The sequence below is a fragment of the Cupriavidus sp. 2SB genome (assembly GCF_005503625.1).
In the GTDB taxonomy this organism is placed as follows: Bacteria; Pseudomonadota; Gammaproteobacteria; order Burkholderiales; family Burkholderiaceae; genus Cupriavidus.
This window is the reverse complement of record NZ_SCMX01000038.1, coordinates 14,761-28,078: the sequence shown is the minus strand read 5'-3', so window position 1 is coordinate 28,078 and position 13,318 is coordinate 14,761. Positions and strand designations below refer to the sequence as shown.

Genomic DNA, 13,318 nt, shown 5'->3' with positions numbered 1-13,318 from the left:
TGGCATCAACGCGCAGGGCTCCCCCTGCTACCGTGAATTTAGCCGCAGTTCCAAACGAACGCAAACGAAAACTTGGCTGAGGGCACGGCACCCTCCCGACTCAATCCTTCGAGTCCGCGTACGGGTTTTTGTTCGATCTGAATTCGATGCGCAAGGGCGTGCCCTTGAGCTTGAACGCCGTCCGGAAGCGGTTTTCCAGGTAGCGCTTGTACGTGTCTGTCACGTTCTGCAGCGCATTGCCGTGAATGATGACGATCGGCGGATTGGAACCGCCCTGGTGTGCGTAACGCAGCTTCGGGCGCGATACGCCGGCACGCTTCGGCTGCTGGAATTCCACCGCTTCGTTCAGTACGCGCGTCAGTTGCGGCGTCGGCAACTTGATCATCGCGGCAGCGTAGGCATCATCCACCGAGCGCAGCAACGCGCTGATACCGGTGCGTTCCTTTGCGGAAACATAGTGCACATTGGCAAAGCTCAGGAACTGCAGCTTGCGCTCCAGATCGTGCTTCACGCGGTCACGCGCGTGCCCGTCGAGACCGTCCCACTTGTTGACGCCCACAACCAACGCACGGCCCGATTCGACGATAAACCCGGCGATGTGCGCGTCCTGCTCCGAGATGTCCTGCTGCGCATCGAGCAACAGCACCACCACGTTGGCATCCGCAATCGACTGCAGCGTCTTGACCACCGAGAACTTTTCGATGGCTTCGAACACTTTGCCGCGCTTGCGCAGGCCAGCGGTGTCGATCAGCGTGTAGGGCTTGCCGCCACGCTCGAACTCCACGTAGATGGCGTCGCGCGTGGTGCCCGGCATGTCGAATGCAATGACGCGCTCTTCGCCGATCAGTGTGTTGACGAGCGTGGACTTGCCGACATTCGGCCGTCCCACGATCGCGATCTTGGTGCCGCGCTGGCTTCCGTCATCTTCCTCGGCCAGTTCCGGACGCTCCTGTACCGCGATTTCCAGCGCCTCGTCCACGAGTTCGCGGACGCCGTCACCGTGCGAAGAGGAGATGGCATACGGATCGCCCATGCCAAGTTCATAGAAGTCCGCCGCCACCGACGTGTACTTCATGCCCTCGGCCTTGTTGATCGCCAGCATGATGCGGCGGCCCGTCTTGCGCAGGTAGTCGGCAATCACGCGATCCTGGGGGGCCAATCCAAGACGGCCATCCACCAGGAAGATGACAACGTCCGCTTCGACCACGGCCTGGCGCGTCTGCTTGGCCATCTCGGCCACGATGCCTTCCTTGGCCACGGGCTCGAAGCCGCCGGTATCGATCGCGATAAACGGACGTTCGCCGATACGGCCCTCACCATAGTGACGGTCGCGCGTAAGACCCGGCAGGTCGGCGACGAGTGCGTCGCGCGAGCGGGTCATGCGGTTGAATAGCGTCGACTTGCCCACATTCGGGCGGCCGACGATTGCAATAACTGGTTTCATGCAAATAAACGGGAACAGGGGGCGGGCGTAGCACGCCGTCCCCCAGCAATTCCGGAGTCATGTTGATCCAACAACCACCGCGCCTGAGGCACGGCTGGCCGCTCTTCCTGTCGAGCGGATGCGGGGCATCTGCCCCAATCCGCTATTTACCTGGCACGACCAGGGATCATGCTACCGGATTGGCGCCACCCGTGCGACAGGGGCACAGGCGGACTTGTGTACGCAGGCGATCAGTTCGGCACGAAACCGAATACATCGCCGTCGCGCGTCTGCACCACCAACGTCGCGCCGGCCACGACCGGGGCTGCGGTGACGGCGCTGCCGTCAGTCTTCATCCGCGCCAGCACAGTGCCGTCCTCACGCGAAAGGAAGTGGACATAGCCCTCGTAGTCACCTACCACCACCGAGCGGCCCAGAGTCGTTGGCGCGCCGAGGCTGCGGTAGCGCAGATCCGTGTTCTTCCAGCGCTCATTGCCGTTCTGGCGATCGAACGCATAGACGGTAGACGATTCGTCGCCAGCAAACAGCGACGTTTCATCCTGCGCCAAACCGCCCGGCGAAGAGAAGTCCTTGCCCCACTGCGGCTGGCCGTTGGCCAGTTCGAGGCAGGCCACGCGGCCCTGGAACGTCGTGGCGCATACCTGGCGACCGTAGACAGCCGGCATGCCGGTCACGTCGTTCAGGCGTTCGATTTCCGACACGCCCTTCGGATACGAGACCGTGCTTTCCCAGCGCAGCACACCGTTGCCCGGGGCCAGCACGCCGAGCTTGCCGCCCGGGAAGCCCGTCACAATGCCGTCGCCGGCGAACACCATGCCCATGGCAGCCCGCAGGTTCAGAGGCGATTGCGAGCGCTGATAGATCCAGCGGCGTTCGCCAGTCCCTGCATCCAATCCGATCAGGCGCGTATCCGTGGTACGAACGACCACGAGCCCGTTGCCGACCAGCGGAGCCGACAGGACCTCGCCATTGATCTGCTTCTTCCAGATCTGCTTGCCGCTCTTGTCGAACGCGTAGATGGCGCCCTTCTCACCCGCCACCGCCGTGGTCTGCCCATCGGTGCCCGGACCCGAAGTCAGGTCGATATCGGTCTTGGCCTTCCACAGTGTCTGGCCGTTGGTGGCATCTATCGCCATCACCGAGCCGCTCTTGCCCGACACAAACACGACGTTGCCGGCGGACACAGGCGCCATCACATACTGGCCACCCTTGCCCACATCGGCCTTCCATGCCTGCTTGACCGAAAGCGTTGCCGAGATCGGCTTGAGTTCCGTCGGCGGGTGCTTGTTTTCCTTGCCGAACAGCGAGCAGCCCGCCAGAAGGCCCAGGCTAGTGCCGGCCACGATAGTGCGGGTAGCGGCTGTACGAAGCAATGACGTCATAGGGTGCGATCCTGAATTTTTGAAAACTATCAGCGGTCCGCGGTCCTCGCTCAGGCCGCGCCCAGCGCGTCGAGCTTGAACTGGATAATCTGGCGCATGCCACCCTCGGCGGCACCCAGCTTTTCGAGTGCCTGCTTGTAGGCGGTACGCGCTTCTTCCCGCTTGTCCTGTGCGGCCAGCAAATCGCCACGACGATCGGCGAACAATGCCGCGTATTGCGCCGGCTCGTCCTTCAGCAGCGCCAGACCCTGGTCATAGGCTTTCTCGTCGAGCAGCACACCCGCCAGACGCACGCGCGCCAGCGGCGCATAGTCATCACCACCGTGGTCGATCGCCCACTGCAGTTGCGACTTGGCGCCAGCCAGATCGCCGGCGTCATACAGTACCTTGGCAGCGGTCAGCGCGCTCATCGGACCATATGCGGTACCGCCGAACTTGCTTTCGAGATCCGTCGCTGCGCGCTTGACGCGATCGGCGTCGCGCGCCTCGGCAGCCTTGGTCACCTGCTCGTAAAGCAGACCCGCGTCCCGCGCCTGCGTGCGTTGCCAGTAGTTCCAGCCGGCCCACGCTGCAAATGCGAACAACCCGGCGATCAGCGCCCAGGTTACCGTGTTGCCGTATTGCTTCCACCAGGCCTTGAGGGTCTCAAGCTGTTCCTGTTCTTCCAGATCGTAAGCCATGTCGAGTCAGTTACCCGCATTGGTTAATATTGACGCGGCCGCTTTCCGTCAAGGTCAGCGGCCGCGGTACGAAGTCCGACGGTTGTCTTACTGCTCGTCGTCCTCGTCGTCCTCTTCATCATCGAGCGCATCCACCATCCTCGCGATGATGAACTCGACCAGTTCCTCTGCCGGCACGCTGGTCTGCGGGCCCCCTGCCGCAGCGTCGCCGCCACGCAGTTGCTTGACCTGTACGAGACCAGCGGCAATTTCGTCGTCGCCAATGATAACGGCAAAGGCTGCGCCACTCGCATCGGCACGCTTCATCTGCGACTTGAAGCTACCGCTCTTGCCATCCGGCGTGGCATGCAGGACGACATCGAGACCCGCATCACGCAGACGCTCGGCCGCGATCATGGACTGCAGTCCGGCAGCTTCGCCTTGGTGCACCATGTAGATGTCGCAGCCAACCGGGTCGGGTTGCAGCTTTTCTTCGCGCAGCAGTTCGATAATCCGCTCGATGCCCATGGCCCAGCCACACGCTGGAGCAGACTTGCCGCCCATCTGCTGGATCAGCGGATCGTAGCGACCGCCGCCGGCGATCGTGCCCTGCGCACCGAGCTTGTCAGTGATCCACTCGAACACCGTAAGATTGTAGTAGTCGAGGCCACGAACAAGACGCGGATTGATCTTGAACGGAATATTGTTGGCCTTGAGGATACGTTGCACGCCCTCGAAGTGAGCCAGCGATTCCTCGCCCAGGAAATCGACCAGCTTGGGCGCGTTGGCGGCCATCTCCTGCAACGCGGGATTCTTCGTATCCAGCACACGCAGCGGGTTCGTGTACAGGCGGCGCTTGCTGTCCTCGTCGAGAATGTCCTGGAACCCTTCAAGGTACTTGATCAATTCCTCGCGGTGCGCGGCGCGCTCGTGCGCCTGTCCCAGCGAATTCAGTTCCAGGCGTACACCAACCAGGCCCAGGTCATCCCACAGGCGCTGGCACATCAGGATGATCTCGGCGTCGACATCCGGACCAGCAAAACCGAGCGCTTCCGCGCCAAGCTGGTGGAACTGACGATAGCGACCACGCTGCGGGCGCTCGTGACGGAACATCGGACCCGTGTACCAGAGGCGCTTCGGGCCGTCATACAGCAGGTTGTGCTCGATCGTCGCGCGCACAGCGGCAGCCGTGCCTTCCGGACGCAGCGTCAGATTCTCGCCATTCAGCGCATCGGTAAAGGAGTACATCTCCTTCTCCACGATGTCAGTGACTTCACCGATGCCGCGGACGAACAGCTGGGTATGCTCGACGATAGGCGTGCGGATCTGCTGGTAGCCATAGGCACGCAGCATGCCGCGTGCGGCATCTTCGAACATTTCCCACAGCGGGGCGTCGGCGGGCAGCATGTCGTTCATGCCCTTCACGCCCTGCAGTGCCTTGGCGGCCTTCGTCTTGTCTTCGCTCATGTCTTCTTGGTAGTGGCAGCGTTACCTGGCGCGTCACGCGCTCAGGCCACGGCTTCCTGTTTTGCCTGCTTTGCGCCCGGGCCATAGTGCGAGCGGACATATTCGTCCACGATCGCCTGGAACTCCTGGGCAATATTCTCTCCGCGCAGCGTGCGGACCTTGACGCCATCGACAAACACCGGCGCGGCCGGCGACTCGCCCGAACCCGGCAGCGAAATGCCAATGTTGGCGTGCTTGCTTTCACCGGGGCCGTTGACGATGCAGCCCATCACGGCCACGTCCATCTCTTCGACGCCGGGGAACTCGGTCTTCCAGAGCGGCATCTGCTCGCGCAGATAGCCTTGGATACTTGCCGCCAACTCCTGGAACGTCGTGCTGGTCGTCCGGCCACAACCCGGGCACGCAATAACCATCGGCGTGAAGTTGCGCAGCCCCATCGTCTGCAGGATTTCCTGGCCGACGTAGACTTCCTTCTCGCGCGCAGCACCCGGCTCGGGCGTCAGCGAAATACGGATCGTGTCGCCAATGCCCTCCTGGAGCAGAACCGACAGCGCTGCCGTCGATGCGACGATACCCTTGCTGCCCATGCCGGCCTCGGTCAGCCCCAAGTGCAACGCGTAGTCGCAACGGCGGCCCAGTTCACGATACACGGCGATCAGTTCCTGCACCTGCGACACCTTGCACGACAGGATGATCTGGTCGCCCGGCAGGCCGATTTCCTCGGCCTTTTGCGCGGACTCGATCGCCGACGTGATCAGCGCCTCGACCATTACGCTTTGCGCGGCCCACGGCTGTACACGTGCGGCGTTCTCGTCCATGACGCGCGCCAGCAGGTCCTGGTCCAGGCTGCCCCAGTTCACGCCGATCCGCACGGGCTTGTTGTAGCGGCACGCCATCTCGATCATCTCGGCGAACTGCTTGTCGCGCTTGGCGCCCTTGCCCACGTTGCCGGGATTGATACGGTATTTCGAGAGCGCCTGGGCACAGTCGGGATAATCGTGCAGCAGCGTATGACCGTTGTAGTGAAAATCGCCCACCAGCGGCACGTTCACACCCATGCGGTCGAGTTGTTCGCGGACCGACGGCACGGCGGCTGCGGCTTCCGGCGTGTTGACCGTAATCCGGACGATCTCCGAACCCGCACGTGCGAGTTCCTTGATCTGGATGGCCGTGCCGATCGCGTCGACCGTATCCGTATTGGTCATCGACTGGACGCGCACTGGCGCGCCACCGCCGATCGTCACGATGTTGTCACCCCAGACAACACTGGCCTGGCGCGAGTTGCGACGCGGCAGCGGACCCGGCATCACCGGTTGGAAAGCGTTCTGGTTCATTGCATTACCACCTTCATCTGGCATGGCTCGTTGCGCCGCCCGGACCGCATTACTGCAAGGTCAGGCGCGCCACATTGTTCCGATTGGCGGCCTGGAGGTCCACCGGCGCGCCATTGTGCGCCATCGACTCCACGCCCTTAACATTTCCGATGATCACCTTGTACGGACCACCCGCGCCGGTACCGGTCACGGTATCGCCGGCCTTGCCGGTGCCCCCAATGATCACCTTGCCCGAGCGGTCGCGCACTTCGAACCAGGTATCGGACGAGAAGCGGATCTGCACGGCACCCGTGCCGGTACTCGCGGCAGCCACAGGGGCTGGTGCCGATGCGCCAGTGACGGAGGTGGCCGACTTATCCTGTGCGAGGGCCGGGGCGGGAGCCAATGCTCCACCCGTTGCCAACGGCATGCCGGAAGCCGTCGTTGCAGGTGCCGGCGTTGTCGCTATTGTGGCAGCAGTGGCAGCACCTGCCGGCTTGGCCTGCGCTTCCAACGCAGCGGCAGATTCCGACGGTGCCGGCGAATCGTTACCGACCATGACGGGCGGCAGCGCGGCAGTCACCGTGCCGTCGCCATTGCTCTGCTGGGCGGTCGTATCGTCTGTCGATGACGTGGCCGGAGCCGGTGCTTCCGTCACGGCCGCACTGCGTGCATCGAGCCACGCCTTGACGTGGTCATAGCCAAAATAGCCACCGACGCCCACCAGCGCAATGACGCAAAGCAGCCAGAGCCAACGTCCGCCCGCGCCGCCGGTCTTTTTGCCGAAACGCTTGCGGTCGTCGAACGTCTGGTTGAGGGCACCCTCATGGCGACGCGTGATGCCGGTCACGGGCGTAGCCTGTGCCTGCGCATGATAGCGACCCAGCAAGGGATCGATATCGATCTGGAGCGTACGCGCATACGCACGCATCACACCCTTGGCGAAGGTCACGTCCATCAGACTCGACACATCGCCGGACTCGATCGCCTGAAGCTTGTTCGGTGCCACTTTGAGGCGAGCACCCACATCTTCCAGCGAGAGGCGCTGCGCCTCTCGCGCGTCTTTCAGTTGTGCCCCGATTTCGCGGGCGACGGCCTCGCGGTCGGAGTCTGTCGCGCCGCCACCAACGTTCCGGGTAGTCGTGGCCTGGCTGTCGGCGCGCTCTTGTTCATTCATCCCAAGCTCCTCTCTCGTATGCGGTCAACTCGCGCGAATCGGGGAAGCGGTTGCGCAACTCCGCAATCAGCTTGCTCTGCGCCTGATCGTCGCCCTGCCGCCGGGCAATACGCGCACCCAGCCAGAGGGACTGCGCGCTGACGAAACGGCTGCCGTTGACGCGGCCGATATATTGGTTGGCCTGCCTCATGTCCCCGCGCTGAAAATTCAGCTGCGCAAGATTCATGAGCACTGACGGATCGTTGCGGTCATATCCGTAGGCCGTCTGCAAATTTTTTTCCGCACCGGCCAGGTCGCCGCTGCGCATTTCGCATGAACCGAGCGCGGTCAGCGGCTTTACGGGTCCATTGGCCGACGGTGCCTGCACCGCGCGCTGCAGCGTTGCTTTCGCTTCCGGGTAGCGATGAGCCTCGCAGAGGAACAGGCCGTAGTTGTTCAACACGTCCGCGTCGTTGCTGCGCATGTTCAGGGCCGTGCGGAAGCTGTCCTCGGCCAGCGCGTTCTCGCCCATACCCATGTAGATCAGCGCACGCACATGGTAGGCGTCCACACTCGACGGATCGGCATTGATCGCCTGCTTGACCTCGTCAAGCGCCACCGGATACTGGCGCGCATCGAGGTATTGCGTCGCCAGGCGCAGCCGAATCGCGGAACGCTTGTTCGCGGTAGTCTGATCGGAAGCGGTCTTGATATCCTGCGAGGGTCCCTGGGGCAAAGTACAGGCGGACAACATCAACAGCCCTGACAGGGCAGCGACAAGCAGACGGATCATGCAGGACGAGCCTCCCGAGCGGCGCCGGACGGCACCGGAACCAGTGGCGTGATCTTGCCGAACTTGCCCCGCTCGGCCAGACGAGTACGATCCATGACCTCGCCAGCCAACTGACCACAGGCGGCGTCGATATCGTCGCCACGGGTCTTGCGGATCGTCGTTACAAGGCCCGCGTCCATCAGCACCTGGGCGAAGCGGCGGATCTGCTCGTTGTTCGAGCGCTTCAGCCCCGATTCCGGGAACGGGTTGAACGGGATCAGGTTGAACTTGCACGGCACGTCGGCCACAAGCTTCAGTAGTTCCCGCGCATTCTCGACGGTGTCGTTGACGCCATCGAGCATGCAATATTCGAAAGTCACAAAATCTCGCGGCGCGAATTCGAGATAACGACGGCATGCCGCCATCAAATCGGCCAACGGATATTTGCGGTTCAGCGGTACCAGCACATCGCGCAGCGCGTCATTCGACGCATGCAGCGAGACGGCCAGCGCCACGGGCAGGTCCTTCGACAGGCGATCCATCATCGGCACCACACCCGACGTGGATAGCGTCACGCGCCTGCGCGACAGGCCGTACGCGTTGTCGTCGAGCATCAGCCGCATGGCCGGCACGACGGCGTCGTAGTTAAGCAGCGGCTCGCCCATGCCCATCATCACCACATTGGAGATGACACGGTCATCCTTGGGTCCGCGCCCCAGTTGCTCGCGCATCGCGAATTCGGCCATCCAGAGCTGGCCGATAATTTCGCCGGTGGTGAGGTTCCGGGAAAAACCTTGCTTGCCGGTGGAACAGAACCGGCAATTGACGGCGCATCCGGCTTGCGAAGACACGCACAGCGTACCGCGCGTGTCCTCGGGGATGTACACCGTCTCCACCGCATTGCCGGCACCAACGTCGATCAGCCATTTGCGCGTGCCGTCAGTGGACAGGTTGTCCGTGATGACGGCAGGCGCGCGGATCTCGGCACGCGTCGCGAGCTTTTCGCGCAGCGACTTGGCGAGATCCGACATGCTATCGAAGCGGCTGGCACCGAACTGGTGGATCCAGCGTTGCAGCTGCCGCGCACGGAACGGCTTCTCGCCGAGCTCTCCGCAATAGCGGGTGAGCGCGTCCGCGTCGAGGTCGAGCAGGTTGACGAGATCGGTCATGACGGCAGTTTCCAACTTTGCTACAGGTTCAGTCGTGATGTCAGAAGACAATCAACGGCTGTAAACGTTCATACCCGGGAAGAAGAAAGCCACTTCCACGGCAGCCGTTTCAGCGGCGTCCGAGCCGTGCACGGCATTGGCGTCGATGCTGTCGGCGAAATCGGCGCGGATCGTGCCCTTTTCAGCCTTCTTCGGGTCGGTGGCGCCCATCAGGTCGCGGTTCTTGAGGATGGCGTTTTCGCCTTCCAGAGCCTGGATCATGACCGGGCCCGAAATCATGAAGTCAACCAGATCCTTGAAGAACGGGCGTGCTGCGTGGACAGCGTAGAACTGCTCGGCTTCGCCGCGCGACAGTTGAACCAGCTTGGCTGCAACAATCTTCAGGCCAGCGGCCTCGAAACGGGCGTAGATCTGGCCGATAACGTTCTTGGCCACAGCATCCGGCTTGATAATCGACAGGGTGCGTTCGATCGCCATGAAAAACTCCGAAAAATGAAGGGGTTACAAATGGATTAAACGTGCAATTCTAGCACGACCGGATGGCGGATTCGAGCGCGCCTGGACATGGCCATCAAGGCACGCGATAAATCTGTGGGGCACTACTATAAAAAGCCTTGTAAATCACATTACATTCGTGAAATGAAGGAACAGTCGCCCCGCAGTTGCGTCAAAATGTTGACGTTTTCGGAGATCAACTACGGGTGGGGGTATTTGTCAATACAAAGCCCCTTGCAAAAGCCCCAACGCGATGCCACATTGGCAGCGTGCTGTCGGGTAACCCCGGCGCCTCACATACTTGATGACAGGAGTCACCATGAACAACAAGCTGAACAGTTACGGATTCGGCACTAGCGCGGGCGCTGATGTTGCAGTCCGCAACCGGGTCCTTCGCAATACCTACTGGCTACTGGCCATCTCGATGGTGCCGACCGTGCTCGGCGCCTGGATCGGGGTCGTCACTGGCTTCACCGCACTGATCTCCGGCAGCCCGATGCTGTCCGCCCTGCTCTTCCTGGGCGTGGCGTTCGGCTTCATGTTTGCGATCGAGAAGACCAAGAACAGCAGCATGGGCGTGGTCCTGCTGCTGGCGTTCACGTTCTTCATGGGACTGATGCTGGCGCGCATCCTGAGCCTGACGCTGTCCTACTCGAACGGACCGGCGCTGATCATGTACGCGTTCGGCGGCACGGCTACCGTGTTCGCAGTAATGGCGTCGATCGCTACGGTCAGCAAGCGCGATTTCTCGGGCCTGGCCAAGTTCCTGTTCGTCGGCGTCATTCTGCTGATTCTGGCAAGTCTGGCCAATATCTGGCTGCAATTGCCGGCGCTGATGATCACGCTGTCGGTCATTGCTATTGCCATTTTCTCGTTGTTCATCCTCATCGATGTGCAGCGGGTGGTCAACGGAGGCGAGACGAACTATGTGACGGCGACGCTGGCGATCTACCTGGACGTCTACAACGTCTTCGTGAACCTGCTGGCGCTGCTGGGTATTGCCGGCGGCAATCGCGACTGATCGCGACGCTGCAACAACGAAAAAGCCGCCTTGGTGACAAGGCGGCTTTTTTCATGGGCTGGCGCTGGAATCAGTTGCGCTCGAACACGGCGATAGATTCCACATGCGAGGTATGCGGGAACATGTTGACGACGCCCGCACCCTTCAGCGTGTAGCCTGCCTCGTGAACCAGCAGGCCCGCATCGCGGGCGAGTGTAGCGGGGCTGCACGACACGTAGACGATGCGCTTCGGCAGCACATCGCTGCCGGCCTGGTGCAGTTCGCCAAGTGCCTTGCATACCGCCAGCGCACCCTCGCGCGGAGGATCGACCAGCCAGCGGTCGAAGCGGCCCAGCGCGGCGATATCCTCGGCAGTTACCTCGAACAAGTTGCGGCAGGCGAACGACGTCTTCTGCGCCAATCCGTTGTATTCGGCGTTGGCCAGCGCGCGCGTCGTCAGCGCCTCGCTGCCTTCGATTCCCATGACGGACGCGCCCTGTGTAGCGAGCGGCAGCGTGAAATTGCCGATGCCGCAGAACAGGTCCAGCAGGCGGTCTGTGGGCTGGGCATCGAGCAGACGCAACGCGCGCCCGATCAGCACGCGATTGATCTGATGATTGACCTGCGTGAAATCCGTAGGCCGGAACGGCATGCGGATGCCGAACTCCGGCAGCGTATAGGCCAGTTCCTGCTCGGCCGGATAGAACGCGTAGACGGTGTCCGGACCCTTGGGCTGCAGCCAGAACTGGACTTCGTGCCTGTCTGCAAAGGCGCGCAGCAGATCTTTATCGGCATCGGTGAGCGGTTCGAGAATGCGCAGCACCAGCGCCGTTACCTCGGCACCCATTGCCAGCTCGATCTGCGGCATGCGGTCGCGGATGGACAGGCCAGCCACGAGTTCGCGCAGCGGCACCAGCATATTCGACACCTTCGGCGGCAGGATTTCGCAGCGCGTCATGTCGGCCACGAAACTGCTCTTGCGCTCGTGGAAACCCACCAGCACGCCGCCCTTCTTGGCCACGTATCGTACGGTCAGGCGTGCCCGATAGCGGTAACCCCAATCCGGCCCGGCAATCGGGCGGAACACCACGTCGGGCTTCACCTTCGACAAATGCCAGAGATCGTCTTCGAGTACGCGCTGCTTGATGGCGAGTTGCGCACGCGAGTCCAGATGTTGCATCGAGCAGCCGCCGCAAACGCCGAAATGCTGGCAGCCGGGATTCACGCGCATCGACGATTGCTGCTTCACCTCGACCAGGCTGGCCTGCTCGTAGGTGGGCTTGCGTTTGAAGCTACGGTAACTGACCGTTTCGCCGGGCAATGCGCCCTCGACGAAAATTACCTTGCCCGGGGTGCCATCCTCGTTCACCAGGCGGCCGACGCCGCGCGCCTCCATATCGAGGCTGCCGATATGGACAACGGGAGCGGATGGTGGGGTGGACGCGGGCGTGGATGCGGCGGGCGCAGCACCCGGCTGTTCCACGAGAGCGGGCTGGGAAGACACGGCTTGAGACACCTGAGGGACCTGTCGTATTGTTTTGCGAAAGCGCGATTGTAGTCCAGTCACGGCGCTATCACGACGTAGCCAACCATACAGGCGAGCAATGGAACTGATTTCCTGGAATATCCAGTGGGGACGCGGCGCAGACGGCCGTGTCGACCTTGCGCGAACGATACGCACACTACGCGAGATGGCGGATGCCGATGTGCTCTGCCTGCAGGAAGTGACGCGAGGATTCACCGAGATGCCCGGCCAGCCACAACACGATCAGGTGGCCGAACTGACGGCGCTGCTGCCCGGCTATCGCGTCATTTTCGCCCCCGGTGTTGACCGTATGCATGGAGACGGGACGCCACGACAGTTCGGCAACGTCATTGCTACCCGCCTGCCCGTAAATCAGGTGTTCCGCTACGCGCTGCCCTGGCCCGTGGATCCAGAGGTGCCGTCGATGCCGCGCGTCGCGCTCGACATCACGGTGCAGGCCGGCGCTACCCCGCTTCGCGTCATCTGCACTCACCTCGAGTACTACTCGAAGATCCAGCGCGAATCCCAGGCCGACGCGTTACGGCGATGGCATGCCGAGGCATGCGCGCACGCGCGCACGCCAAGCCGATCGGAGAAGAAGTTCGGCCCGTTCACGCCCGAGCCGCGACCGACGGAAGCCATCCTGTGCGGCGATTTCAATGCCAAACCCACAGACATTGCCTATCAGCGCATGCTGGAGCCGTATACGGATGGCACGGTAACTTGGAAGGATGCCTGGTGCCATGCGCATCCAGGCCAGCCGCACGCGCCGACTTGCGGCCTGTTCGATAAGGAACAGTGGCCCGAGCCACCGTTCGCCTGCGACTTCATATTCGTTACCGAAGACCTGCTGCCGAAGTTGGAACGTTGCGAAGTCAACGCAACGACCGATGCGTCCGATCACCAGCCCATCCACCTGAGCCTGCAACGTTAACA

At 62.3% G+C, this 13,318-nt stretch carries 12 protein-coding genes; 2 read left to right on the top strand and 10 right to left on the bottom strand.

Going from position 1 to position 13,318, the window contains the following annotated elements:
- Positions 1-100: 100 nt before the first annotated feature.
- The 9 genes from der to ndk form a co-directional block, all read right to left on the bottom strand.
- Complete coding sequence (der, locus tag FFS21_RS18175; RefSeq protein WP_137926177.1) at positions 101-1,444, bottom strand: ribosome biogenesis GTPase Der; 1,344 nt, start codon at positions 1,442-1,444, stop codon at positions 101-103.
- A 230-nt stretch (positions 1,445-1,674) separates the two neighbouring features.
- Positions 1,675-2,826, bottom strand: coding sequence for an outer membrane protein assembly factor BamB (gene bamB, locus FFS21_RS18170; protein WP_137926176.1), 1,152 nt, complete (start codon positions 2,824-2,826; stop codon positions 1,675-1,677).
- Between the two features lie 50 nt (positions 2,827-2,876).
- Entirely contained in the window at positions 2,877-3,506 is a 630-nt protein-coding gene (locus FFS21_RS18165) for a YfgM family protein (protein ID WP_137926175.1), read from the bottom strand.
- A gap of 87 nt (positions 3,507-3,593) precedes the next feature.
- Positions 3,594-4,952 (bottom strand): histidine--tRNA ligase, encoded by a 1,359-nt coding sequence (gene hisS, locus FFS21_RS18160; protein WP_137926174.1) that lies wholly within the window; start codon positions 4,950-4,952, stop codon positions 3,594-3,596.
- A gap of 41 nt (positions 4,953-4,993) precedes the next feature.
- A complete protein-coding gene (ispG, locus tag FFS21_RS18155; RefSeq protein WP_137926173.1) occupies positions 4,994-6,286 on the bottom strand; it encodes a flavodoxin-dependent (E)-4-hydroxy-3-methylbut-2-enyl-diphosphate synthase in 1,293 nt (430 codons plus the stop codon).
- 49 nt (positions 6,287-6,335) lie between these two features.
- On the bottom strand, positions 6,336-7,442 hold the full coding sequence (locus FFS21_RS18150) for a RodZ domain-containing protein (protein WP_137926172.1): 1,107 nt from the start codon (positions 7,440-7,442) through the stop codon (positions 6,336-6,338).
- The gene (gene pilW / locus FFS21_RS18145; protein WP_137926171.1) at positions 7,435-8,214 is read right to left on the bottom strand and encodes a type IV pilus biogenesis/stability protein PilW; all 780 of its coding nucleotides are present in this window, start codon (positions 8,212-8,214) and stop codon (positions 7,435-7,437) included. Before pilW ends, FFS21_RS18150 begins: the two co-directional genes overlap by 8 nt.
- Positions 8,211-9,362, bottom strand: coding sequence for a dual-specificity RNA methyltransferase RlmN (rlmN, locus tag FFS21_RS18140; RefSeq protein WP_137926170.1), 1,152 nt, complete (start codon positions 9,360-9,362; stop codon positions 8,211-8,213). The genes pilW and rlmN overlap by 4 nt, the downstream gene beginning before the upstream one ends.
- 51 nt (positions 9,363-9,413) lie before the next feature.
- Positions 9,414-9,839, bottom strand: coding sequence for a nucleoside-diphosphate kinase (gene ndk / locus FFS21_RS18135; protein ID WP_137926169.1), 426 nt, complete (start codon positions 9,837-9,839; stop codon positions 9,414-9,416).
- 337 nt (positions 9,840-10,176) lie between these two features.
- Between ndk and FFS21_RS18130 the strand changes: the two genes are divergently transcribed.
- Positions 10,177-10,878 carry a Bax inhibitor-1/YccA family protein gene (locus FFS21_RS18130; RefSeq protein WP_137926168.1) on the top strand — a complete coding sequence of 234 codons (702 nt, stop codon included), beginning with the start codon at positions 10,177-10,179 and terminating at the stop codon, positions 10,876-10,878.
- Between the two features lie 70 nt (positions 10,879-10,948).
- On the opposite strand, the gene rlmD is transcribed toward FFS21_RS18130, so the two are convergent.
- A complete protein-coding gene (rlmD, locus tag FFS21_RS18125; protein ID WP_502705182.1) occupies positions 10,949-12,340 on the bottom strand; it encodes a 23S rRNA (uracil(1939)-C(5))-methyltransferase RlmD in 1,392 nt (463 codons plus the stop codon).
- Between the two features lie 121 nt (positions 12,341-12,461).
- On the opposite strand from rlmD, the gene FFS21_RS18120 reads away from it, so the two are divergent.
- Positions 12,462-13,316: an endonuclease/exonuclease/phosphatase family protein gene (locus FFS21_RS18120; RefSeq protein WP_137926166.1), complete on the top strand. Its 855-nt coding sequence runs from the start codon at positions 12,462-12,464 to the stop codon at positions 13,314-13,316.
- The last annotated feature ends 2 nt before the right edge of the window (positions 13,317-13,318 follow it).

What these genes read in the sequence shown, in the direction of transcription:
- der (WP_137926177.1), bottom strand. Translation starts at nt 1,444, where the DNA reads ATGAAACCAGTTATTGCAATCGTCGGCCGCCCGAATGTGGGCAAGTCG.
- bamB (WP_137926176.1), bottom strand. Translation starts at nt 2,826, where the DNA reads ATGACGTCATTGCTTCGTACAGCCGCTACCCGCACTATCGTGGCCGGC.
- FFS21_RS18165 (WP_137926175.1), bottom strand. Translation starts at nt 3,506, where the DNA reads ATGGCTTACGATCTGGAAGAACAGGAACAGCTTGAGACCCTCAAGGCC.
- hisS (WP_137926174.1), bottom strand. Translation starts at nt 4,952, where the DNA reads ATGAGCGAAGACAAGACGAAGGCCGCCAAGGCACTGCAGGGCGTGAAG.
- ispG (WP_137926173.1), bottom strand. Translation starts at nt 6,286, where the DNA reads ATGAACCAGAACGCTTTCCAACCGGTGATGCCGGGTCCGCTGCCGCGT.
- FFS21_RS18150 (WP_137926172.1), bottom strand. Translation starts at nt 7,442, where the DNA reads ATGAATGAACAAGAGCGCGCCGACAGCCAGGCCACGACTACCCGGAAC.
- pilW (WP_137926171.1), bottom strand. Translation starts at nt 8,214, where the DNA reads ATGATCCGTCTGCTTGTCGCTGCCCTGTCAGGGCTGTTGATGTTGTCC.
- rlmN (WP_137926170.1), bottom strand. Translation starts at nt 9,362, where the DNA reads ATGACCGATCTCGTCAACCTGCTCGACCTCGACGCGGACGCGCTCACC.
- ndk (WP_137926169.1), bottom strand. Translation starts at nt 9,839, where the DNA reads ATGGCGATCGAACGCACCCTGTCGATTATCAAGCCGGATGCTGTGGCC.
- FFS21_RS18130 (WP_137926168.1), top strand. Translation starts at nt 10,177, where the DNA reads ATGAACAACAAGCTGAACAGTTACGGATTCGGCACTAGCGCGGGCGCT.
- FFS21_RS18120 (WP_137926166.1), top strand. Translation starts at nt 12,462, where the DNA reads ATGGAACTGATTTCCTGGAATATCCAGTGGGGACGCGGCGCAGACGGC.